19 protein-coding genes and 1 other RNA gene are annotated in these 21,266 nt (G+C 66.4%); 7 read left to right on the top strand and 13 right to left on the bottom strand.

The features are described from left to right. The first annotated feature begins 203 nt into the window (after positions 1 to 203). Together ectB and CLG96_RS07020 are read left to right on the top strand one after the other, a co-directional pair. Entirely contained in the window at positions 204 to 1,517 is a 1,314-nt protein-coding gene (gene ectB / locus CLG96_RS07025) for a diaminobutyrate--2-oxoglutarate transaminase (RefSeq protein ID WP_107967140.1), read from the top strand. A 109-nt stretch (positions 1,518 to 1,626) separates the two neighbouring features. Next, a complete protein-coding gene (locus CLG96_RS07020) occupies positions 1,627 to 3,078 on the top strand; it encodes an outer membrane beta-barrel protein (RefSeq protein ID WP_107967139.1) in 1,452 nt (483 codons plus the stop codon). Between the two features lies 1 nt (position 3,079). Here CLG96_RS07020 and thyA read toward each other — a convergent pair whose 3' ends face one another. Next, positions 3,080 to 4,081 (bottom strand): thymidylate synthase, encoded by a 1,002-nt coding sequence (gene thyA, locus CLG96_RS07015; protein ID WP_107967138.1) that lies wholly within the window; start codon positions 4,079 to 4,081, stop codon positions 3,080 to 3,082. An 80-nt stretch (positions 4,082 to 4,161) separates the two neighbouring features. Then, positions 4,162 to 4,467: a chorismate mutase gene (locus CLG96_RS07010; protein WP_107967137.1), complete on the bottom strand. Its 306-nt coding sequence runs from the start codon at positions 4,465 to 4,467 to the stop codon at positions 4,162 to 4,164. 126 nt (positions 4,468 to 4,593) lie between these two features. Between CLG96_RS07010 and CLG96_RS07005 the strand changes: the two genes are divergently transcribed. The 3 genes from CLG96_RS07005 (at position 4,594) to CLG96_RS06995 (ending at position 8,466) form a co-directional block, all read left to right on the top strand. Then, positions 4,594 to 5,607, top strand: coding sequence for a polyprenyl synthetase family protein (locus CLG96_RS07005; RefSeq protein WP_107967136.1), 1,014 nt, complete (start codon positions 4,594 to 4,596; stop codon positions 5,605 to 5,607). A gap of 25 nt (positions 5,608 to 5,632) precedes the next feature. Further along, on the top strand, positions 5,633 to 8,095 hold the full coding sequence (hrpB, locus tag CLG96_RS07000; RefSeq protein ID WP_207796619.1) for an ATP-dependent helicase HrpB: 2,463 nt from the start codon (positions 5,633 to 5,635) through the stop codon (positions 8,093 to 8,095). A gap of 74 nt (positions 8,096 to 8,169) precedes the next feature. Then, the gene (locus CLG96_RS06995) at positions 8,170 to 8,466 is read left to right on the top strand and encodes an ETC complex I subunit (RefSeq protein WP_107967135.1); all 297 of its coding nucleotides are present in this window, start codon (positions 8,170 to 8,172) and stop codon (positions 8,464 to 8,466) included. 34 nt (positions 8,467 to 8,500) lie between these two features. Here the strand turns inward: CLG96_RS06995 and CLG96_RS06990 are convergent, their stop codons facing one another. The 4 genes from CLG96_RS06990 to CLG96_RS06975 all read right to left on the bottom strand — a co-directional run bounded on the left by CLG96_RS06990 (position 8,501) and on the right by CLG96_RS06975 (position 11,578). Beyond that, positions 8,501 to 9,043, bottom strand: a complete 543-nt coding sequence (locus tag CLG96_RS06990; RefSeq protein ID WP_107967134.1) for an NUDIX hydrolase — start codon at positions 9,041 to 9,043, stop codon at positions 8,501 to 8,503. 348 nt (positions 9,044 to 9,391) lie between these two features. Further along, positions 9,392 to 10,063: a TPM domain-containing protein gene (locus tag CLG96_RS06985; protein ID WP_107967133.1), complete on the bottom strand. Its 672-nt coding sequence runs from the start codon at positions 10,061 to 10,063 to the stop codon at positions 9,392 to 9,394. Continuing rightward, complete coding sequence (locus tag CLG96_RS06980) at positions 10,063 to 10,911, bottom strand: TPM domain-containing protein (protein ID WP_107967132.1); 849 nt, start codon at positions 10,909 to 10,911, stop codon at positions 10,063 to 10,065. The genes CLG96_RS06985 and CLG96_RS06980 overlap by 1 nt, the downstream gene beginning before the upstream one ends. A 70-nt stretch (positions 10,912 to 10,981) precedes the next feature. Beyond that, positions 10,982 to 11,578 carry a LemA family protein gene (locus CLG96_RS06975; protein WP_107967131.1) on the bottom strand — a complete coding sequence of 199 codons (597 nt, stop codon included), beginning with the start codon at positions 11,576 to 11,578 and terminating at the stop codon, positions 10,982 to 10,984. Positions 11,579 to 11,720: 142 nt separating this feature from the next. On the opposite strand from CLG96_RS06975, the gene mscL reads away from it, so the two are divergent. Both mscL and ssrA read left to right on the top strand, forming a co-directional pair. Then, positions 11,721 to 12,209 carry a large conductance mechanosensitive channel protein MscL gene (mscL, locus tag CLG96_RS06970; protein ID WP_107967130.1) on the top strand — a complete coding sequence of 163 codons (489 nt, stop codon included), beginning with the start codon at positions 11,721 to 11,723 and terminating at the stop codon, positions 12,207 to 12,209. Between the two features lie 20 nt (positions 12,210 to 12,229). Continuing rightward, positions 12,230 to 12,571, top strand: a transfer-messenger RNA (tmRNA) gene (gene ssrA, locus CLG96_RS06965). Between the two features lie 98 nt (positions 12,572 to 12,669). Here the strand turns inward: ssrA and CLG96_RS06960 are convergent. The 7 genes from CLG96_RS06960 to infB form a co-directional block, all read right to left on the bottom strand. Continuing rightward, a complete protein-coding gene (locus CLG96_RS06960; RefSeq protein WP_107967129.1) occupies positions 12,670 to 13,674 on the bottom strand; it encodes a sensor histidine kinase in 1,005 nt (334 codons plus the stop codon). Positions 13,675 to 13,815: 141 nt separating this feature from the next. Beyond that, positions 13,816 to 16,122, bottom strand: coding sequence for a polyribonucleotide nucleotidyltransferase (gene pnp, locus CLG96_RS06955; RefSeq protein WP_107967128.1), 2,307 nt, complete (start codon positions 16,120 to 16,122; stop codon positions 13,816 to 13,818). 197 nt (positions 16,123 to 16,319) lie between these two features. Continuing rightward, a complete protein-coding gene (rpsO, locus tag CLG96_RS06950; RefSeq protein ID WP_107967127.1) occupies positions 16,320 to 16,589 on the bottom strand; it encodes a 30S ribosomal protein S15 in 270 nt (89 codons plus the stop codon). A 16-nt stretch (positions 16,590 to 16,605) separates the two neighbouring features. Further along, positions 16,606 to 17,511: a tRNA pseudouridine(55) synthase TruB gene (gene truB / locus CLG96_RS06945; RefSeq protein ID WP_107967126.1), complete on the bottom strand. Its 906-nt coding sequence runs from the start codon at positions 17,509 to 17,511 to the stop codon at positions 16,606 to 16,608. Positions 17,512 to 17,550: 39 nt separating this feature from the next. After that, positions 17,551 to 18,105 carry a GNAT family N-acetyltransferase gene (locus CLG96_RS06940; RefSeq protein WP_341476941.1) on the bottom strand — a complete coding sequence of 185 codons (555 nt, stop codon included), beginning with the start codon at positions 18,103 to 18,105 and terminating at the stop codon, positions 17,551 to 17,553. Then, positions 18,095 to 18,490: a 30S ribosome-binding factor RbfA gene (rbfA, locus tag CLG96_RS06935; protein ID WP_107967286.1), complete on the bottom strand. Its 396-nt coding sequence runs from the start codon at positions 18,488 to 18,490 to the stop codon at positions 18,095 to 18,097. Before rbfA ends, CLG96_RS06940 begins: the two co-directional genes overlap by 11 nt. A gap of 120 nt (positions 18,491 to 18,610) precedes the next feature. Then, positions 18,611 to 21,244: a translation initiation factor IF-2 gene (gene infB / locus CLG96_RS06930; RefSeq protein WP_107967124.1), complete on the bottom strand. Its 2,634-nt coding sequence runs from the start codon at positions 21,242 to 21,244 to the stop codon at positions 18,611 to 18,613. Positions 21,245 to 21,266 lie beyond the last annotated feature (22 nt).

Below are 21,266 nucleotides of genomic sequence, written 5' to 3'. Positions count from 1 at the left end.
GCGTAAAACATACCAAGAGCGTTGAAGATCCTACGAAATAGATCTTCATGACTAAGAGTGACTTTGAGCCGGCGCTCATTAATGTATGGGGTGGGATAAGAAAATATACTATGTATCAAAGGGTTGTGTTAAAAGTACGGATGCGACCAGACGTTGACGGAGTGGTAAAATGAGACACCCGACTCCTTGTGGAGTAAGTCCTCATGAAATCCATATTCGAAATATTGGAGTCCGGCGTGCAATCCTATGCACGCCAGTTTCCCGCAACGTTCGACCGCGCCTTGGGAAGCCAGATATTCGACGTGGAAGGCAGAAGATATCTGGACTTCTTTGCCGGGGCGGGGGCGTTGAATTATGGGCATAACAACCCGGTTCTGAAGAAGGTGCTGATCGAATATATTGAGAGCAATTCGATCACGCACAGCCTGGACCTTCACACGGTGGCCAAGGCGAAATTCCTGAATGTCCTCGATCAGATCATCCTCAAACCGCGAGGCCTGGACCGAGTCGTGCAATTTACCGGGCCGACGGGTACGAATGCCGTCGAAGCGGCCATGAAACTGGCCCGGAAAATTACGGGCCGGACCAATATCTTCTGCTTCACCAATGGTTTCCATGGTGTTTCGACCGGCTCTCTGTCGGTGACGGGCAATAAATATATCCGCAGCGCCGCCGGGATCCCGCTCAGCCTTTCGACCGTCTTGCCCTATGACGGCTATTTCGGCGATCATTTCGATACGATCGATTATCTGGAGCGCGTGCTCGACGATCCGTCGAGCGGGGTGGACGATCCCGCAGCCGTGATCGTGGAGGCGCTGCAGGGCGAAGGCGGGCTCAACGCCGCCAGCGCCCAATGGCTCCGCCGTCTCGAACGGGTCTGCCGGACGCATGGCATCATCCTGATCCTTGACGATATCCAGTGCGGCTGCGGCCGGACGGGCAGTTTCTTCAGCTTCGAGGAAGCCGGGATCGATCCGGATATCGTGACGCTATCCAAATCGCTGTCCGCATTCGGCCTGCCGCTCGCGATCGTCCTTATCCGTCGCGATCTGGATATGTGGAAACCCGGCGAGCATAATGGCACGTTCAGGGGCAATAATCTGGCCTTCGTCACCGCCGCCGCCGCGATCGAGCATTTCTGGGCGGACGATGCATTCACGCAGGCCATCCGGCGCAAGAGCGCCTATCTTGCCAAACGTCTGGGGCAGCTTGTCGACACCTTTCCCGAGCATCTGAGCGATGTGCGCGGGCGGGGCATGATGCAGGGCGTGCGTTGCGCCGATCCGCAGGAAGCGGCCGAGATCGCGACGGCGGCCTTTGCAAGGGGCCTGATCATCGAGCGTGCGGGGCCTCGCGACGAGGTTCTCAAATGCCTGATGCCGCTCACCATTTCGGATGATGAGCTGGAGGAGGGGCTCGACATGCTCGAAGCCTCCGTCCGTGTGGTCGTCGATCATGTCCCGTCCGCTGGAATCATCCCGGTTCTTGCGGGCAAGGCGACCGTCTCGATCTGCTGATCGGTCGATCATGAGCGGGCGACCATCAGTGCCCCGGGGGCGGGATGACGAGCGCATCCTGCCGGGGGGGCTTCCTTTTCGAACGAAGGCGGCGTGCCGGCTTGCCGCGATGCTTCTGGCCCTGGGATTGCTGGTCATCATGCCGGCACGTGCCGGGGCCCAGACCGTGCCGCAGGCCGAGGCGGACACGCCGCCCGAAGATCAGAATATCGACCCCAATGCGCCGACGGTCGAGACGAGGACCCTGCCGGGCCTGCCACCGTCCGGCGCGGCGAGCGGTCCGGCCATCAGGCCGAAACGCAGGCTCGACGAGATACAGGAAAGACAGCGCGATCAACTGTCGAGCCTTGTGGAGCGCCTGGAGGATGAGGAGATCGGGGAAGAACCCTTCGGCCTGATAGCCTCCGTGGCGGGGGGATATGACAATAATCCGGATGAAATCGAGGATCGGACCGGCACGTCGGTAATCCGTGCCGATACCAGCCTGCTGCTGCGCCACGATGGCGACAGCGTCTCGATAAATGGCCGGGCGACCGGCGCCCTGCTGGATACGACGAAGATAAAGGAACCCAATCGCTATCTCTACGATGTCCAGCTCGAAACATCCTATTCGCCTCTGGACGGGCTGAGTGTCGTTCTGGACGGTGAGCGCGAATATGATGCGCTCGGCGACCCCACCAGCATCTATGATCAGGCATCGGCCGGCCTGGAACTCGAGACCGAGACGATCGGCTTCGCGTTGCACGGCGGTTTCGAGCAGTTGCGCTACAAGCTGCGTAACATGAGCGATGGCAGCGAGGAGGAAGAAGACGGAGAGGACGGAGAAGAAGAGGATGAGGATGAAGATGAAGACGAAGAAGATATAGGGGGAAGTCCGACGGGCGATCGGATTCAGGAGATTGACGATCCGGCACTGCTTGCCTCGCTCAACTATCGCAGGATAACGGCTGAGGCCCGGCTCGACCTGATGACCGACAGCGCCATCGCGCCATTCGTCAATGTCCGTGCGGCCAAGGTGACATTCCCCGATCCGCTGCCTGATGTGCCGAGCCGCAATGCGCGGGATTATGTGGTGATAGCGGGCGTGGTGCTGCAACCCGTCGAGGAGCTCGAACTCACGCTTGGCGGGCGCTGGAACCATCGGACGTTCCGGTCCGGAGCCTTTTCCTCGGTCGAGAAGCGCTTCGTGGAAGCCGGCATCAGCTATCAGCCTTCCGACAAATTCGAACTTACGGGCAGTGTCGAGCGGGCCTTCGAGGAACCCGGATATGATGATGCGCGTGTTCGTGATGCGAAAAATTTCGAGCTCGAGCTCAAGGCCGCGCCAACGACGCTTTGGTACCTCGCGCTGGACGCCAGCTATAGCCGCGGCAGGGAGATCGGCGCGGCGGTGAGCGACCGCGAGTTCGAGGTCGGCGCCGAACTCACCATTCGGCTGGCCGGGTCGCTTTCGCTATTCGGCCGGTGCCGGCACCTGCATTATAAGGCTCGTTCGGAAGGCGAGACCATGTTCGAATATCAAAGGACGCTTGGCCATATCGGGCTGAAGGCGATCTTCTGAATCAGACCGCGACGGGGGCTGCGATATGGGGATGGGGATCGTAGCCGATCAGATCGAAGTCGGAGAGCTGATAGTCGAAGATGGACGGCGCGGTGCGCTTCATCACGAGCGTCGGGAAGGCACGCGGCGCGCGCGCGATCTGCTCGGCCACCAGATGCTCATGGTTGAGATAGACATGGCAGTCTGCGCCCATCCAGATCGCCTCGCCCGGCACATAGCCGCACTGATCGGCCAGCATGCGGATCAGCAGCGCATGCTCGAAGATGTTGAAGCCGAAGCCCAGGCCCAGATCGCATGACCGCTGATAGAGTATGCCCGAAAGCCTGCCGCCGCCGCCTTCGATCGGCTCGACGAAATATTGATAGGTCATGTGGCAGGGCGGCAGCGCCATCGTCCCGAGCTTCGCCACGTTCCAGCCCGTGAAGATATGGCGCCGGGAGGCGGGGTTGCGCTTCAGCCCCTCCACCAGCTCGGCGATCTGGTTGATCGGCTTGCCCTCGCGGTAGAGCCGGTCGGGGCCGTCGCCGCCGACGGGCTCATAGCTGGGCCATCCGACCCACTGGGCGCCATAGACGGGGCCGAGATCGCCCCATTGCTCCGCAAAATCATCGTCGGCGACGATGCGCGCCTCGAAAGCGTCGCGGCCGATCTCGTCCCCGGTTTCGCGGCGGTAGCGGTCGAGCGGCCAATCGGTCCAGATATGCACGCCCTGTTCGACGAGCGGCCGGATATTGGTGTTGCCCGAGAGGAACCAGAGCAGCTCCTTTGCCGCCGATTTCCAGAAGACGCGCTTGGTGGTGAGCAGCGGCACCGTCCCGTCGGAAAGATCGAAGCGCATCGTCGCGCCGAACAGCGCGCGCGTGCCCACGCCCGTGCGGTCGCGCCGTTCCGATCCCTCGCGCCACACGCGGGCCAGAAGGTCCAGATATTGCTGCTCCGGATGCGAAGCGTGCCCGGCGGAGACGGGCTTAACGGCGGCTTTCAACGGGTCGGATCCTGTCATGACGGCGGCGATCGCGCGATTCGAGCGCCAATCCTAGACCGGCCGGAGGTGCCTTCGCCAGTCGCGCACATGTCGCCCGGCTAGGCGGCGTCCCCTCCGGCCGCAGCCGTATCGCGCACCTTTTCATGATGCCGGATCACTTCGTCGATCACGAATCGCAGGAATTTTTCGGAGAAATCGGGATCGAGATTGGCGGAGCGGGCGAGCGAGCGGAGCCGTTCGATTTGCCGCGCCTCGCGGTCCGGATCGGCCGGGGGCAGGCCCGTGCTCGCCTTGTAGCGGCCGACCGCCTGCGTCACCTTGAATCGCTCTGCGAGCATGAAAACGAGCGCGGCATCGATATTGTCGATGCTTTCCCGATAGCTGGCGAGTATCGCGTCGGTCATGCTGTCCTCTTATATCCGGCACCCGCCGGGATAAGGGCGGGTGTGCTGGCGCCTTTTGTGGATATGGGCGCGCGGACGCAACCCCGCGACTTGCCTTTGGCGCCAAGGAGCGTCACAGCCCGTCCAATGTCCGCAACCATCACTCCCATCCGCCGCGCCAAGGCGCCGTCGCTTGACCCGATGATGGCGCTCGTCGCGGCAGACATGCACCAGGTGAACGGCGTGATCCTGGCGCGCATGCAAAGCGACGTGCCGCTGATTCCCGAACTTGCCGGGCATCTGATCGCCGGCGGCGGCAAGCGCATGCGGCCGATGCTGACGCTCGCCTGCGCGCGGCTGCTCGATTATCAGGGCACCCGCCACCACAAGCTCGCCGCCTCGGTGGAGTTCATCCATACCGCGACGCTGCTTCATGACGATGTGGTGGACGGATCGGGCCTGCGCCGCGGCCGGCGGACCGCCAATATCATCTGGGGCAATCCGGCGAGCGTGCTGGTCGGTGATTTCCTGTTCAGCCGTGCGTTCGAGCTGATGGTGGAAGATGGATCGCTGCGCGTGCTGCGCATCCTGTCCGGCGCCTCGGCGGTGATCGCCGAGGGCGAGGTGAACCAGCTCAGCGCGCAGCGGCGCATCGAGACGGGCGAGGCGCGCTATCTCGACATCATCGGCGCCAAGACCGCGGCGCTGTTCGCCGCCGCCTGCCGAATCGCGGCGGTGGTCGCGGAGCGGGACGAGGCGGTCGAGCAGGCGCTCGATGCCTATGGCCGCAATCTCGGTATCGCCTTCCAGTTGGTCGACGATGCGATCGACTATGCGTCCGATGGCGCGACCATGGGCAAGGATGCGGGCGACGATTTCCGAGACGGCAAGGTGACGCTGCCGGTGATCCTCGCTTATGCGCGCGGCAATGAGGAGGATCGCCGCTTCTGGCGCGATGCGATCGAGGGACGGCGGACTTCCGACGAGGATCTGGCGCTCGCCAACCGCCTGCTCCGCGAAACGGGCGCGATCGACGATACGCTGGCCCGCGCGCGCCATTATGGGCAGCTCGCGATCGATTCGCTGAGCGGCATCGGCGGGGGCACCGCGCGCGCTGCGCTGATCGAGGCGGTCGAGTTCGCCATCGCCCGGGCTTACTGAGCTTACCCGCGGACACGAATCGACTATGGAAGCGGCCGTGACCGTGCCGCTTCCCATCCATTCCGTCCTGCCCCATCTGCTCGCCGCGCTGGATGCGGCGCCCAATGCCGTGCTCGTCGCCCCGCCGGGCGCGGGCAAGACGACGGCGGTGGCCCCCGCACTGCTCGACCGGCCATGGTGCACCGGGCGCGTGCTGCTGCTTTCCCCGCGCAGGCTGGCGGCGCGGGCGGCGGCGGAGCGAATCGCGGCGCTGGCGGGTGAGCCGGTCGGCGGGCGGATTGGCTATGCGACGCGGCTCGATGCGAAACAGTCGGCGGCGACGCGGCTGCTGGTCGTGACGCAGGGCATATTCGTCGCGATGGTGCAGGAGGATCCCGAGCTTTCCGGCATTTCCGCCGTGCTGTTCGACGAAGTGCATGAGCGCAGTCTGGACGGCGATTTCGGGCTGGCGCTGGCACTCGATGCGCAGGGCGCGCTCCGGCCGGACCTGCGGCTGCTGGCGATGTCGGCGACGCTCGACGGCGGCCGGTTCGCGGCGCTGATGGATGGCGCGCCGGTGATCGAGAGCGAGGGCCGCAGCTTTCCGATCGATCTGCGCCATGTCGGGCGCAGCGCCGAGCGGCGCATCGAGGAGGATATGGCGGCGACGATCCGCCGCGCGGTCGCCGAGACGGAGGGCGGCATCCTCGCCTTCCTGCCCGGCGTCGCGGAGATAGAGCGGACGGCGGAGCGGCTGGCGGGACTGCCCGGATCGATCAGCTTGCATCGGCTGCATGGCACGCTCGATCCGGCGGAGCAGCGCGCCGCGATCGCGCCGGAGCGGGATGGCGCGCGCAAGCTGGTGCTGGCCACCTCCATCGCCGAGACCAGCCTGACGCTCGACGGCGTTTCGGTGGTGGTCGATTCGGGGCTGGCGCGGCGGCCGCGCTACGATCGGGCGGCGGGGATGACGCGGCTCGTGACCGAGCGTGTCAGCCAGGCGGCGGCGACGCAGCGCGCGGGCCGCGCGGGGCGGCAGGGGCCCGGCACCGTCTATCGCCTGTGGGAAGCCGCGGCGACCGCGGGGCTGCCGCGTTTCGATCCGCCCGAGATCATGGAGGCGGATCTTTCCGGCCTGCTGCTCGCCTGCGCGCTGTGGGGCGTGAGCGACCCGACGACGCTGCGCTGGCTCGATGCGCCGCCGCCTGCCGCGATCGCGGAGGCGCGCGCACGGCTCGCGCGGTTCGGGATGATCGATACGGACGGGCGGCCGACCGCGCATGGCCGGGCGGTGGCGGCGCTGCCGCTGGATCCGAGGCTGGGCCATATGCTGGTGGCGGCGGGCGAGCGCGGGCTGGCGCGCATCGCGGCGGAGGTGGCGGTGCTGCTCTCCGAACGGGGCATTGGCGGCAATGATCCCGATCTGGAGACGCGTCGCCGGCGCTGGCAGGGCGAAAGGGGCGGGCGGGCGGCTTCCGCCCGCAAGCTCGCCGAGCGATGGGCGCGGCTCGTGCCGGCTGCGGAGGAAGAGCCGGGCGAGGAGGCGGTGGGCCTCTGCGTCGCGCTCGCTTTCCCCGATCGGGTCGCGCGGCGGCGTGGTGGGGACGGGGCGGACTGGATTTCCGCCGGAGGACGGGGTTTCCGGCTCGATCCGGCCTCGCCGTTGGCACGCAATGAATGGCTGGCGGTAGCCGAGACGCAGGGCGCGGCATCGGGCGCGCGCATCCTGTCGGCGGCGCCGCTCAGCCTCGCCGGGGTCGAGTCGCTCTTCGCGCGCGAGATCGCCGTCATGCGCAACCTCGCCTTCGATCCGGCGACGGGCGGCGTGACCGCGACGCGTGAGCGGCGGCTGGGCGCGATCCGGCTTGCCGCCGGCCCGGACAGCGAGGCCGATCCCGCCCGGCTGGCCGATGCGCTGCTGGAAGGCGTGCGGGCAGGGGGGCTCGCGCTGCTGCCATGGTCCGGGGGCGCGGAGGCGCTCCGCCAGCGTGCGGCCTTCGCGGCGGCGCATGGGGCGGACGTGCCCGATCTTTCCGATGCCGCGCTGATGGAGGCGCTGGACGAATGGCTGCCCCCGTTGCTCGCGGGCAAGCGCCGGCTGGGAGATATCGCTCCGGGTGCGCTCGCGGGCGCGCTGGACGGGCTGCTCGGATGGGATGGGCGCAGGCGGATCGACGCGCTCGCGCCGGCATCCTTCACCTCGCCCGCCGGGAGCAGCCATGCGATCGACTATGCGGCGGAAGGCGGGCCGGCGGTCGAGCTGCGGGTGCAGGCGCTGTTCGGGCTTTCCACCCATCCGACGATTGCGGGCGGGAAGGTGCCTTTGCTGTTGCGGCTGACCTCGCCCGCCGGTCGCCCGATCCAGACGACGCGCGACCTGCCGGGATTCTGGGCAGGAAGCTGGGCGGCGGTGGCGAAGGAGATGCGCGGCCGATATCCGCGTCATCCCTGGCCGGAGGATCCGGCGGGCGCCAATCCGACGCTCAGGACGAAGAAGGCGGGCGGGTGAAAAACCGAAAGTCTTGACGGGGCGGGGCGCGCTGCGGCAGGCCAGAAACGGCAATATCATGGGATGCAGGAACGATGGCGCACGCGCGCATCTATCAGAAGGCGAAGAGCAGCATGCAATCGGGCCGCGCCGGGGCCGGAAGCTGGATGCTCGAATATCAGCCGGCCGAGCCCAAGCGGCCGGATCCGCTGACCGGCTGGGCCGGATCGGGCGACACGCGCGAGCAGATCCGGCTCGGCTTCCCGACGCTCGATGCGGCGCGCGCTTATGCCGAGCGGCACGGCCTGACCGTCCATGTCGTGCCGGCGGCCGAGCGCGCGATCAAGCTCCAGGCCTATGCCGATAATTTCAAGGGCATCGACCTGAACTGAGGGCTTTCCCTCTCCCCCAGGGGGAGAGGGCGGGTCAGGCCGCGAGCAGCCCGGCGCCGAGCAGCAGCAGCAGCTTCACATCGAGGAACAGCCCCTCGGCGCGCTTCGCTTCGATGAAGCCGGCGACATTCTTCAGGGGCACGCGATGGACGGTGATATCCTCGCCCGGAACGCCGCCGCCATCGCCCGTCTTCACCAGCCCGGTCGCGCGGACCAGCGTGAAGGTTTCCGAGACCATGCCGGGCGATGAAGAGAAATCGGCGATCGTCTCGATCTGCGTGGGGCGATAGCCGGTTTCCTCCTCCAGCTCGCGCGCGGCGGCGATCTCGATCGCTTCGCCTTCCGTGTCGTCCCCGACAAGACCGGCCGGCAGCTCGAGGCAGCGGCCGTGCAGCGGCATGCGATATTGCTCGACGAGCAGGACATGATCGCCATCGGCGGCGCGATCGACGGCGAGGATCACCGCGGCATGGATGTTGCGCGCCCGGCCGACATATTCCCACGTCCCCTCGCGCTTCACCGTGATGAAGCGTCCCTGCCAGACGATCTCGACCTGTTCTTCTGCAACTTCGCTCATGCGCCCACCCGTTCAGCCTGCCACCGCAGCTAATTCATGCATCCTGCCGATGTCGAGGGGATCGACGTCGGGGCGAGCGCTGGAGTTCACAATAATCCGCTAATCGTCGCTCCCTGTGGAGGCAGGGGCTTATGTCTCTATCCACAAATGACAGCCCATGTGGCGAGAGGCATGGATCCTGCTTCCGTCCGACCTTTGCATAAGTCCGCCGTCACCCGAACTTGTTCAGGGTCCACCGTGAAACCCGCGCGACGGTGGGGATGAGGCGTGGATGCCGATACAAGTTCGGCATGACGATAGGGGTTATGCAGAGGTCCCGCCTGCGCATTGCCCGAACGATAGACTGGCTCAGAGCGCGATCAGCCGGTCGGGCAGTTCGTTCGGGTCGGTGTCCGTGCGGGGGAAATGTTCGGCAAGGACGGCGCCGATCTGCTCCACCGCCGCCGCCATTCCGTCGCCCGGACGTCCGTCGCGCACCGCCTCGATCAGCGCCGCCATCGCATCGCCCCATGTTTCGGGCGCAACCTTCGCATGGATCGCGGCATCCGCAACGATCTCGGCCTGATGTTCGGCGAGCGAGAGATAGAGGAGCACGCCCGTGCGCGATGCGGTGCGATGCTCGGTGCCGACCTTGAAATAGGACAGCGCCCGGCGGCGGACGCGGCGGGCCTTGGTGGCGCGCGGCGTGAGCAGCATGCGCAGCGGCATCCAGGCGAAGGCCAGCCGCGCGGCGAGGAATTTGACGGCGAGCAGCAACAGGAGCGCGGTCAGCAGCTCGCCCTGCGGATATTCGTGCCGCCAGCCGCCGTCGAGCATGGCCCGAAGCGACAGCAATATGTCCGGCCGGAGCGCCACCAGCGCGAGGACGAGGAACACCAGCAGCATCGCCCAATGGAGCACGACATCATGATAGCTGTCGGAACTGGGCGCGACGATGGTGACGATCTCGCCATCCGTCCTGGCCTCGGCGGCCATGACGGCGGCATTGACCTCGGCATGATCCCGTTCGGTAAGACGCATCACCAGCTCCCCGAGGCGCCACCGCCCCCGAAGGAGCCGCCGCCACCGCCGGAGAAGCCGCCGCCGCCCCAGCCACCTCCACTGTCGCCGCCGGAGCCGCCGCCCCAGCCGCCGCCGCCGCCGCCCCAACCGCTGCTTCCGCCCCAGCCCGGACCCCAGATGATGACCGGCAGATGGCCGCCGCGCCGATAGCGCCTGCCACCTACGCGATTGCCGATCATCGAGGCCAGCACGAAGAACAGCACGACGCCCCAGAAGAGGAGCGCGAAGGGGAAGCGGCCGCCGCCCTTCTGCCGCTTGTCGAATTCGGCGGCCGCGGCATCGACCCGCTTTTTGGCGAGATCGTCCGGCAGGCGAAGCTGCTGGATCAGCGCGTCCGTGCCGGAGGTGATGCCGCGCGGCAGATCGCCCTCGCGGAAGGCAGGCAGGATGCGCTCGTGGATGATGACGCTCGACAGCGCATCGGTGAGCACAGGCGTGAGGCCATAGCCGACCTCGACGCGTACCTTCCGGTCCTTCGGCGCGACGATCAGGATCGCGCCATTGTTCACATCCTTGAGCCCGACGCCCCAAGTGCGGCCGAGGCGATAGCCATAATCCTCGATCGCATAGCCCTGCAGATCGGGAATGGTGGCGACGACGAGCTGGCGCTTCGTATCCTGCTGGAACGACTGGAGCTTCGCGGTGAGCGCGGCTTCCTGATCGGCCGGGATGACATTGGCCGCGTCGACGACGAGCCCCGTGAATTTGGGGAAGGTCTGCGCCTGGGCAGGAGAGGCGATGAGGGCGAGCAGGAGCAGAAGCGACGCCACGAGGCCGCGCAGGAGGATATCCACCCTGCGCGGCATTCCCCGAGCACCCGGCTCCCGCCGGGGCGGTGGCGAAGAAGGACGGGCGTTCATCGGCCGGCTTCTGTCCTCAGAAATTCACCGTCGGCGCGGTCTGGGCATTGGGCGTGGTCGCCTGGAAGGTCGCCATCGGCTTGGCGCCGTAGAAGACCTTGGCGCCGATCACGTCCGGGAAGGTGCGGATGCGGGTATTATAGGCCTGCACCGCCTCATTATAGTCGCGCCGCGCGATCGAGATGCGGTTCTCCGTCCCCTCGAGCTGCGACTGGAGCGCCAGGAAATTCTGGTTGGACTTCAGCTCCGGATAATTTTCGCTGACGACGAGCAGCCGGCCGAGCGACTGGCCGAGCGCGCCCTGCGCCTCCTCGAACTGGCGCAGCTTGGCGGGATCGCTCAGATCCTCGGCCGAGACGTTGACCGCGGTCGCGCGTGCGCGGGCATTGGTGACGTCGGTCAGCACCTTGCTCTCCTGCGCGGCATAGCCCTTCACGGTGGAGACGAGATTGGGGATGAGGTCGGCGCGGCGCTGATATTCATTCTGCACGTCGGCCCAGCGCGCCTTGGCGGCCTCCTCGGCGGTCGGCACGCTGTTCAGCCCGCAGGCGCCGAGCGCCAGCGCCGCGAGCGGGGCGAGCAAAGCGGGGGATAGCGGACGGGCGATACGCATCGAAAATGTCCCTTCGCGACAAATATAAGCGCGCGTGTTCTAGTTCGCTATGACAGCCGCCGCAATGGCGGAGGCGGCACGGCGCTTGATCGGAACGGCCAATCGCGGGAAACAGGGGGCCGGGGCTCGACGGGAGAAAATGATGTTCAAGGAGTTCAGGGCGTTCATCGCGCGGGGCAATGTGCTCGATCTCGCAGTGGCGGTGATCGTGGGCGCCGCTTTCGGCCGGATCGTCACCTCGCTGACCGACGACATGATCATGCCGGTGGTCGGCAGGATCACGGGCGGCCTGGATTTTTCCAACTATTTCCTGCTGCTGGGCAACATTCCGGCGGGCTATGCGGGATCGCCGAACAGCTATGCCGATCTCAAGAAGGCCGGCGTGCCGCTGCTCGGCTATGGCCAGTTCGTCACGGTCGCGGTCAATTTCCTGATCATCGCCTTCATCATCTTCCTCTTGGTACGGGCGATCAATCGGCTGGTCGAGCGGCAGAGGGTGGCGGTCGCCGAGGCTGCGCCTGCCGAGCCGGCGGACGTGGTGCTGCTGCGCGAGATACGCGACGAGCTGCGCAAGCGGAACGATGATGGCACCAACCCCGCCGCGTCGAAGCTGCCGCTCGAGGGGCTTTGAGGTCCCTCTTCCATTCCTGGCCTCTTCCATTCCCGGCGGGAGCGCCTATATCGATTCCTGCCGGGTTCGCCCGGCTATGGCGATAAATGATGTCGTGGAATAGATGCAGCGGACCCGGGGGCAGTACCCGGCGGCTCCACCATGATCGGCCTTCGGGCCGGTCCTGACGGGGCCGAACCAGGATCGACGTGTGTTCAAAGACGATGTTTTCGCCCGGCCTGAATGCGCCGTAAAACCGTTCGAACCTACAAGTGCCAACGACAACGAGGCGCTCGCTCTTGCCGCGTAACTGAGTCCTCACGGACAAGGTTATGTAGTCATTAGCGCGGTTCGGGCCGCACCGGGCAACAGAAGCGGATTCCGGCGGTACGGGGAGCACCGAGCAACAGAAGCTCCCCACTTTCCCTGCGATTTCATCTGGGCTCGCTCCGTTTCGGGAGCCGATATGGCCGTGCGCGGATCAGACCGGCAGGACGAGGCGGGCGACCGCGCCACGATCGTCGAACAGCTCGAACCGGCCGCCAAGCTGCCGCGCCAGCATGGTCGCGATGCGCAGGCCCAGGCTGTTGTTGCCGGCAATGTCGAAATTCTCGGGCAGGCCCGCCCCATTATCCGAAATGACGAGCTCGACCTGCGACTGGTGCCGTTGCAGGCGGACCGCGATATGGCCGTCCTCGCGATCGGCGAAGCCATGCTCGATCGCATTGGCCATCGATTCGGCGACGATCAGCGCCACCGGAACGGCGGCATCGGGATCGAGCGCGATCGCCTCCTCCGCCTCGACCGAACAGATGATGCCGGGCTTGCCGCTGGCGTCGATCAGATCGGCGCCGAGCTGGCGCAGGAAGGGGCCGATGCCGATCTGGCTGCCGTTGGGATCATGGAGCTGGCGATGGATCTTGCCGATCAGCGCCAGGCGCCGCGCCGCCTCCTCCAGCGCGGCCCGCGCCTGCGGATCGGCCACGTCGCGCTTCTGGAGCGAGAGCAGCGCCGCCACCACCTGAAGATTGTTCGACACGCGATGCTGGAGCTCGCGGAAGAGCAGCGAGGTGCGCTCGGCGAGCCGCGCGCTATGCCGACGTTCGTCGAGAAGGCGGAGATAGGCGCGCTGCATCCAGTGAACCAGCAGGATGTCGATCGCCACGACAAGCACATAGAAGATCAGCGGCAGAGCTGTTCCCAGATCGAGGTTGAGCGTTCCGACCGGCGGTATGAAGAAGAGCCAGGCGCCGAAGCCGCAGGTCAGCGCGGCGACGAAACCGGGGCCGCGCCCGAAGAGGAAGGCGGTGAGGATGACCGCGGGAAAGAAGGTGAGATAGGGATAGCCGGGCGGGATCAGCCCATCGATCGCATAGCGCAGCGCGAGGCACAGGATCGAGATCGCCACGGCCACCGCATAGGCAAGCGGGCGCCTGTTCGCGGCAAATGGCAGCCGTTCCAGAAACCCCTGATCTAGCCCGTTCATTGAGCCCCCCGGCAGTGGGCAGGATTTATCATGGATAGGCAGCCATGCTAGCCGACAAATAGTTAATAAATCGGTTAGAAACGTAAAGAAAAGGGGCCCGAAAGCCCCTTTTCCTATTGTCTCGGATCAAGCGGACCGATGTCAATCATCATCGCGCTTGAGGAAGGCGGGCGCGAACTCGGGCTCGGGACCTTCGTCCTTGCCATTTTCGCCACGCTCGCGGCGCGGGCCGCGATCGCCGCGATCCCGGCGGGGACCACGATCCCCGTCGCGGCGCGGGCCACGGCCCTCGCGCTCGCCACGCGGACGATCGCCGCCCTCGCGCGGCTCGCGCGGCGGACGCGTATCTTCCAGCTCCGCGCCGGTTTCCTGGTCGACGACGCGCATCGACAGGCGCACCTTGCCGCGCGGATCGATCTCCAGCACCTTGACCTTCACCGCCTGGCCTTCGGACAGGACGTCGGAGACCTTGGCGACGCGCTCATTCTTGATCTCGGAGACGTGGACGAGGCCGTCCTTGCCGCCCATGAAGTTCACGAAGGCGCCGAAATCGACGAGGTTGACGACCTTGCCGTCATAGATCTTGCCGACTTCCGCTTCCTGCGTGATGCCTTCGATCCACTTGCGCGCGGCCGCGATCTTCTCCGGATCGGACGAGCTGATCTTGACCGTGCCGTCATCCTCGATGTCGACCTTGGCGCCGGTGGTGGCGACGATCTCGCGGATCACCTTGCCGCCCGTGCCGATCACATCGCGGATTTTGTCCTTGGGCACCGTCATCGTCTCGATGCGCGGGGCATGGGAGGAAAGCTCGGTGCGGGTGTGATCGAGCGCCTTGGCCATCTCGCCCAGGATATGCGCGCGGCCTTCCTTGGCCTGGCTGAGCGCGACCTCCATGATCTCCTCGGTGATGCCGGCGATCTTGATGTCCATCTGAAGGCTGGTGATGCCTTCCGACGTGCCCGCCACCTTGAAGTCCATGTCGCCCAGATGATCCTCGTCGCCGAGGATGTCGGAGATGACCGCGAATTCCTTGCCCTCGAGGATCAGCCCCATGGCGATGCCCGAGACCGGACGCTTGAGCGGCACGCCCGCATCCATCAGCGAGAGGCTGCCGCCGCACACCGTGGCCATCGACGAGGAGCCGTTGGACTCGGTGATGTCGGAGAGGACGCGGATCGTGTAGGGGAATTCCTCCTTGGAGGGGAGGACGGGGTTCAGCGCGCGCCACGCCAGCTTGCCATGGCCGACTTCGCGACGGCCCGGCGCGCCGAAGCGGCCCACTTCGCCGACCGAATAAGGCGGGAAGTTATAATGGAGCATGAAGCGCTCGTAGGAGACGCCGTTCAGCCCGTCGACCATCTGCTCCGCATCGGCCGTGCCGAGCGTGGTGGAGACGATCGACTGCGTCTCGCCGCGGGTGAACAGCGCCGAGCCATGGGTGCGCGGCAGGAAATGGACCTGCGCATCGATCGGGCGGACCGTCTTGGTGTCGCGGCCGTCGATGCGGCGGCCTTCCTTGAGGATCGCGGTGCGGACGACTTCCGCCTCCAGCTTCTTCGCGATCTTGCCGGCCTTCAGGCGGGTTTCCGCATCGGCGTCGGCGAAATGCTGCTGGATCGGCTGCTTGGCGGCGGCGATCGCCGCCTGGCGCTCGGCCTTCTTCGTAAGCTTATAGGCTTCGGCGAGCTTGTCGCCGACCAGTTCCTTGACCTTCGCCTTGAGCTCGCCCTCATTATCGAGCGCGGGCAGCTCCCACGGCTCCTTGGCGGATTCCTCGGCGAGGCGGATGATCGCCTCGATCACCTTCTGGCTCTCGCGGTGCGCAAACATCACCGCACCCAGCATCACTTCCTCCGAAAGCTCCTTGGCTTCGGATTCGACCATCAGCACCGCGTCATGCGTACCGGCGACGACGAGATCGAGCTCGCCTTCCTTCACCTGATCGAGCGTCGGGTTGAGGATATATTCGCCATCCTTGTAGCCGACGCGCGCGGCGCCGACCGGGCCCATGAAGGGCACGCCCGAGATGGTGAGCGCGGCCGACGCGGCGACCATCGCCAGAATGTCGGGCTCATTCTCGCCATCATAGCTCAGCACCTGGGCGATGACGTTGATCTCATTGTAGAAGCCCTCGGGGAAGAGGGGGCGGATCGGGCGGTCGATGAGGCGGGAGACGAGCGTCTCCTTCTCGGTCGCGCCGCGCTCGCGCTTGAAGAAGCCGCCCGGGATGCGACCCGCGGCGCTATACTTCTCCTGATAATGGACGGTGAGCGGGAAGAAGTCCTGGCCGTCCTTGACGCTGCGGGCGGCGGTGACGGCGCAGAGCACGACCGTCTCGCCGAGCGTCGCGAGCACCGCGCCATCGGCCTGACGCGCCACGCGGCCCGTCTCGAGGGTCAGCGTCTTGCCGCCCCACTGGATTTCCTGCTTCTTGATATCGAACATTCTCGTTCCTTCCTGCCGGTCGCCCTATGCGGCCGGCGGCCTATGAGGGGGCGTGGCGAGCAGCCTTCGCCGCGCCCATGATCGGGCTTTCCGCCCGAAATCGGACTCGCGGCCGGATGCCGGGAGCCGGGTTTCCGGGACGCGCAACCCGCGCTGTCCCGGATATGGAAACGGCCCCGCGAGGGGGGCCGTCCCGGTTACTTGCGAAGGCCGAGCTTCGCGATAAGCGCGTTGTAGCGCTCCGCATCCTTCTTCTTGAGATAGTCGAGAAGGCTGCGGCGCTTGTTGACGAGCATCAGGAGGCCGCGACGCGAGTGATTGTCCTTGGCGTGCGTCTTGAAATGCTCGGTGAGGTTGGCGATGCGCTCGCTGAGGATCGCGATCTGCACTTCCGGCGAGCCGGTGTCGCCCTCGGCCCGGGCATTGTCCTTGATCAGCGCTTCCTTGCGCTCGGCAGTGATCGACATCGTCTATCCTTTCACGTCAGAGGTTGAAGCCGCGCACCACCCGCGTCTCGGGCCCGGAAACCTCCACCAGCGCGACCGGAACAGACGCGTCGGTCGCCAGATGAAGGCCTTGTGCAGCAGCGATCCCGATCAACTTACGCCCCTCGCGGAGCGCCCTTGCCTGATCGGGGGTGACGGGTAGGGCCGGGATGTCGTCCAGCCCCGCCGCCAGCGGCAAGAGAGCGTCTTCAAGCGTGCGGGCCATAGCGAGATCGGCCAGCTTGTCCAGCGAAATCGCCGGATCGAGCGTGAACGGCCCCGCTTTGGTGCGCCGCAGCATGGCGACATGTCCCACCGTGCCGAGCGCGAGCGCAATGTCCCGCGCGAGGCTGCGTATATAGGTGCCCTTGGAGACACGGGCGGAGAGCGTGACCTGTTCCAGCCTCGCGCCTTCGTCTCCCGCCTCGTCGGAAGGATGGATGTCGAGCGCGTGGATGGTGACGGCGCGCCGCTTCATCTCCACCTCGGCCCCGGCGCGGGCGAGGTCGTAGGCGCGCTTTCCATCCACCTTCAGCGCCGAATAGATTGGCGGCACCTGCTCGATCGGCCCGGTGAAGCGGGGCAGGACGGCCATCACCTCCGCGCGCGTCGGCCGCACGTCCGAGCTGGCGATGACGGGGCCTTCGCGGTCGAGCGTGTCGGTCTGCGCACCGAAGGCGATGGTGAAGTCATAGCCCTTGTCCGCATCGAGCATCCGGCCCGAAAGCTTGGTCGCCTCGCCCAGCGCCACCGGCAGCACGCCCGAGGCGAGCGGATCGAGCGTGCCGCCATGGCCGACCTTGGCCTTGGGATATTCCCCCGTCCGGAGCGCGCGCTTGACCGCCGATACGATCTGGGTCGAGCCGGGGCCGAGGGGTTTGTCGATGATGATCCAGCCGTGCATCGCGCGCCCTTAAGGATAATCGGCGCGGAAGGGAATGGATCAGCCCCGGCTTGCGCCCGTCCATTCCTCGGCGAGGATCGAATAGAGGGCGGTATCGCGGACATGGCCGGTCCAGGTGATCCGCTGCCGGCGCATCACGCCTTCGCGCACCGCGCCGAGCTTCTCCACCGCCGCCATCGAGCGGCCGTTGCGGATGTCGATGCGGAATTCGATCCGCTGGAAGCCGCAGGCAATCGCCCGGTCGATCAGCAATCGCTTGATGCGCCCATTGAGGCCGGTGCCGCGCGCGGCGGGCTCAATATAGGTGCCGCCTATCTCCAGCACGCGATTGGGCCGGTCGATGTTGAGATAGCCCGACATGCCGATCAGCCCGCCATGCGCGAACAGCGCGAAGGGCCTGCGCTGCGGATTTGCGAGGATCGCATCGAAGCCGGGATCGAAATGTTCGCCGATGAGCGACATGGGATAGATGTCCCATATCGCCTCGTCGGCCGCGCAGGCGACACGCATCGCCTCGCGATGGGACTGGTCGACCTGTTCGAGATGGACGGTGCCGTCGCCCATCGGGGCGAACAGATCGGCCTCAGCCATCATTGTCGAGATCGCGCGCGACGCCCGGCGTACGCAGCAGGGCATCGATCTTGCCGCCCTCGTCGAAGCTCTCGTCGGGAAGGAATTTGAGCTTCGCCGCATATTTGACGTTCACGCGGCGGGCGACCTCGCTCTGGAGATAGGCGGTATTGGTGCGCAGCGCCTTGAGCACCGCTTCCTCCTCCTTGCCGCCGAGCGCCTTCACGAAGGCGGTGGCATGGCGCAGATCCGGCGACATGCGGACCTCGGTGACGGAGATCATGTGGCTGGCGAGCGTCTCGTCATGCACGTCGCCGCGCATGAGTATGTCGCTCAGCGCATGGCGCACCTGCTCGCCGACGCGGAGCAGGCGGACGGAGCGGCCTTCGGGGGTTTCGTTACGGCGCATGACGCAGCCTTTCATAAAGGATGCGTCACCCCAGCGAAGGCTGGGGTCCATGTCTCTCTCCTCAAAGTTGAGCTTCGGTGGAGAGAGACATGGATGCCAGCCTTCGCTGGCATGACGGGTTTAAAGGGTCCGCGCGCGTTCCTCGACCTCGAAGGTCTCGACGATGTCGCCCGGCTTGATGTCGGTCGTGGCTTCGAGCGTGATGCCGCATTCGAGGCCCGCACGGACCTCGGGCACATCATCCTTGAAGCGGCGCAGCGACGCGATCGAGCCATTGTAGATGATGACGTCGTCGCGCATGATGCGGGCGCGGAGCTTCTGGCGGATATAGCCTTCGAGCACCAGCAGACCCGCGGCCTTGCCATGCTTGCCCGCCGAGAAGACCTCGCGGATTTCGGCGCGGCCCACGACATGCTCCAGATATTCCGGCCCGAGCGTGCCGGCCATGGCGGCGCGGATCTCGTCCAGCAGATCGTAGATCACGTCATAATATTTGAGGGCGACGCCATCGCGCTGGGCGAATTCGCGGGCCTTGGCATTGGCGCGGACATTGAAGCCGATGATCGGTGCCTTGGAGGCCGCCGCCAGCGTCACGTCGCTTTCGGTGATGCCGCCCACGCCCGAATGGAGGATGCGGACGCGGATATCGTCGGTGCTGATCTTGTTCAGCGAGCCGACGATCGCCTCGACCGAGCCCTGCGCATCGGCCTTCACCACCAGCGGATATTCGATCGCCTGCTTCTCGCGCAGCGCCGAGAACATCGATTCGAGGTTCGCGGGCGCCGCGGTGGTGCGCTTGCGCGTCGCGACCGAGCGGCGATATTCCGCCACCTCGCGGGCGCGGGCGTCATTCTCGACGACCGAGAGCTGGTCGCCCGCCGCCGGCACGCCGGACAGGCCGAGCACCTCCACCGGCGTGGACGGACCGGCCGTCTTCACCTGCTGGCCCTTGTCGTTGACCAGCGCGCGCACCTTGCCGCTCTCCTGGCCGACGACGAAGATGTCGCCCACCTTGAGCGTGCCGCGACCGACGAGGATCGTGGCGACGGGGCCGCGGCCCTTGTCGAGCTTGGCCTCGACGACGGTGCCTTCGGCATCGCGATCGGGATTGGCGGCGAGTTCGAGCAGCTCGGCCTGGAGCTGGATCTTCTCGATCAGCTCGTCGAGGCCGGTCTTCTTGAGCGCGGAGACCTCGACCTCCTGCACGTCGCCGCCCATGCTTTCGACCTGGACGTCATGCTGGAGCAGCGCCTCGCGGACCTTCTGGGCATTGCTGCCCGGCTTGTCCATCTTGTTGATCGCGACGATCATCGGCACATTGGCCGCCTTGGTATGGTTGATCGCCTCGATCGTCTGCGGGCGCAGGCCATCGTCGCCGGCGACCACGATCACCACGATATCGGTGATGTTGGCGCCGCGCGCGCGCATCTCGCTGAACGCCTCATGGCCCGGCGTATCGAGGAAGGTGATGCGGTCGCCCGACTTCACCTGCACCTGATAGGCGCCGATATGCTGGGTGATGCCGCCGGCCTCGCCCGACGCCACGTCGGTGCCGCGCAGGGCATCGAGCAGCGAGGTCTTGCCGTGATCGACATGGCCCATGATCGTGACGACCGGCGGACGCTGCTTCAGCGTCGCGGGCGCATCGATATCCTCGGCGGTCGTGAGATCGACGTCCGAATCCGACACGCGCTTGATATTGTGGCCGAATTCCGTGACCAGCAGCTCGGCCGTATCCTGGTCGATCGACTGATTGACCGTGACGGGCATGCCCATCTTGAACAGCGCCTTGACGAGATCCGCGCCCCGTTCGGCCATGCGGTTGGCGAGCTCGCCGACCGTGATCGTCTCGGGCACGTTGACGTCGCGGACCTGCTTGGCCTGCACGCCGCCGCCCTGATGGGCGCGCTTGTCCTTCTCCCGGGCGCGCTTGAGCGCTGCAAGCGAACGCGCACGCGCGCCGCCCTCGCCATCGTCGAGCGCCCTCGTGACGGTGAGCTTGCCCGACTGGCGACGATCGTCGCCCTTGCGGTCGCGCGCCGGCTTCGCCGGCTCCGGACGCTTGGCCGGCGTCACGGGCGTGAAGCGGCGCGGCGGCGGCGGCGCGGCCGGACGGGCGGCCTCGCCGGCGGGTGCCGCGGCTTCGGCGGGGGCAGAGGCCGCGACTTCCGGCTCCGGCGCGGGCTGGGCCGCAGCGGCCGCAGCAGCAGCTTCCGCTTCGGCGGCTTCACGCGCGGCGGCTTCGGCGGCAGCGCGCTGCGCTTCCTCCTCGGCACGGCGATTTTCTTCGGCGCGGCGGCGCTCTTCCTCGCTCGCCTCGGCCTTGGCGCGCTCCTCGCGGCGGCGCGCTTCCTCGAGCGCCTGCATGCGTGCCTCTTCCGCCTCGCGGAGCAGCTTCGCCTGAAGCTCCTGGCGCGAGAGAAGGTCGGTCGGGGGGCGGCGCACCGGCGGCGGCGGCGTGGGCGCGGGGCGCGGCGCCGCGGCAGCCGGCCGGGGGGCGAGGGCTGCGGGCGCGGGCGTCGGGGCAGCAGCAGCGGGCTTCGGCGCGGGCGTCGGGGCGGTGGCGGGCGCCTCGTCCTGAACCAGCGCTTCGGTCTCGCCGGGCTTGCCGAGGATACGGCGGCGCTTGACCTCGACCACGACGGTGTTCGAGCGGCCATGGCTGAAGCTCTGCTTCACCTTGCCGGTCTCGACCGTGCGCTTAAGACCCAGCGGAGCCCGCATCCCCAGTTTCGGCTTGTCGTTATCGCTCATCTACTACCCGAATCCTTCAAAT

Origin of the sequence: Sphingomonas oleivorans (genome assembly GCF_003050615.1) — a bacterium.
Classification (GTDB): domain Bacteria; phylum Pseudomonadota; class Alphaproteobacteria; order Sphingomonadales; family Sphingomonadaceae; genus Sphingomonas_H; species Sphingomonas_H oleivorans.
Note: the sequence above shows the minus strand (reverse complement) of the source record. Positions and strands in the feature narration are given on the sequence as shown.

Excerpts from the sequence above, each read along its gene's own strand:
- CLG96_RS06960 (WP_107967129.1), bottom strand. The coding sequence starts at position 13,674 with ATGAACGGGCTAGATCAGGGGTTTCTGGAACGGCTGCCATTTGCCGCG.
- infB (WP_107967124.1), bottom strand. The coding sequence starts at position 21,244 with ATGAGCGATAACGACAAGCCGAAACTGGGGATGCGGGCTCCGCTGGGT.
- CLG96_RS07020 (WP_107967139.1), top strand. The coding sequence starts at position 1,627 with ATGCTTCTGGCCCTGGGATTGCTGGTCATCATGCCGGCACGTGCCGGG.
- CLG96_RS07005 (WP_107967136.1), top strand. The coding sequence starts at position 4,594 with ATGTCCGCAACCATCACTCCCATCCGCCGCGCCAAGGCGCCGTCGCTT.
- CLG96_RS06990 (WP_107967134.1), bottom strand. The coding sequence starts at position 9,043 with ATGAGCGAAGTTGCAGAAGAACAGGTCGAGATCGTCTGGCAGGGACGC.
- rbfA (WP_107967286.1), bottom strand. The coding sequence starts at position 18,490 with ATGCGCCGTAACGAAACCCCCGAAGGCCGCTCCGTCCGCCTGCTCCGC.
- truB (WP_107967126.1), bottom strand. The coding sequence starts at position 17,511 with ATGCACGGCTGGATCATCATCGACAAACCCCTCGGCCCCGGCTCGACC.
- rpsO (WP_107967127.1), bottom strand. The coding sequence starts at position 16,589 with ATGTCGATCACTGCCGAGCGCAAGGAAGCGCTGATCAAGGACAATGCC.
- CLG96_RS07010 (WP_107967137.1), bottom strand. The coding sequence starts at position 4,467 with ATGACCGACGCGATACTCGCCAGCTATCGGGAAAGCATCGACAATATC.
- pnp (WP_107967128.1), bottom strand. The coding sequence starts at position 16,122 with ATGTTCGATATCAAGAAGCAGGAAATCCAGTGGGGCGGCAAGACGCTG.
- hrpB (WP_207796619.1), top strand. The coding sequence starts at position 5,633 with ATGGAAGCGGCCGTGACCGTGCCGCTTCCCATCCATTCCGTCCTGCCC.
- CLG96_RS06940 (WP_341476941.1), bottom strand. The coding sequence starts at position 18,105 with ATGATGGCTGAGGCCGATCTGTTCGCCCCGATGGGCGACGGCACCGTC.
- thyA (WP_107967138.1), bottom strand. The coding sequence starts at position 4,081 with ATGACAGGATCCGACCCGTTGAAAGCCGCCGTTAAGCCCGTCTCCGCC.
- mscL (WP_107967130.1), top strand. The coding sequence starts at position 11,721 with ATGTTCAAGGAGTTCAGGGCGTTCATCGCGCGGGGCAATGTGCTCGAT.
- CLG96_RS06985 (WP_107967133.1), bottom strand. The coding sequence starts at position 10,063 with ATGCGTCTTACCGAACGGGATCATGCCGAGGTCAATGCCGCCGTCATG.
- CLG96_RS06995 (WP_107967135.1), top strand. The coding sequence starts at position 8,170 with ATGGCGCACGCGCGCATCTATCAGAAGGCGAAGAGCAGCATGCAATCG.
- CLG96_RS06975 (WP_107967131.1), bottom strand. The coding sequence starts at position 11,578 with ATGCGTATCGCCCGTCCGCTATCCCCCGCTTTGCTCGCCCCGCTCGCG.
- CLG96_RS06980 (WP_107967132.1), bottom strand. The coding sequence starts at position 10,911 with ATGCCGCGCAGGGTGGATATCCTCCTGCGCGGCCTCGTGGCGTCGCTT.
- ectB (WP_107967140.1), top strand. The coding sequence starts at position 204 with ATGAAATCCATATTCGAAATATTGGAGTCCGGCGTGCAATCCTATGCA.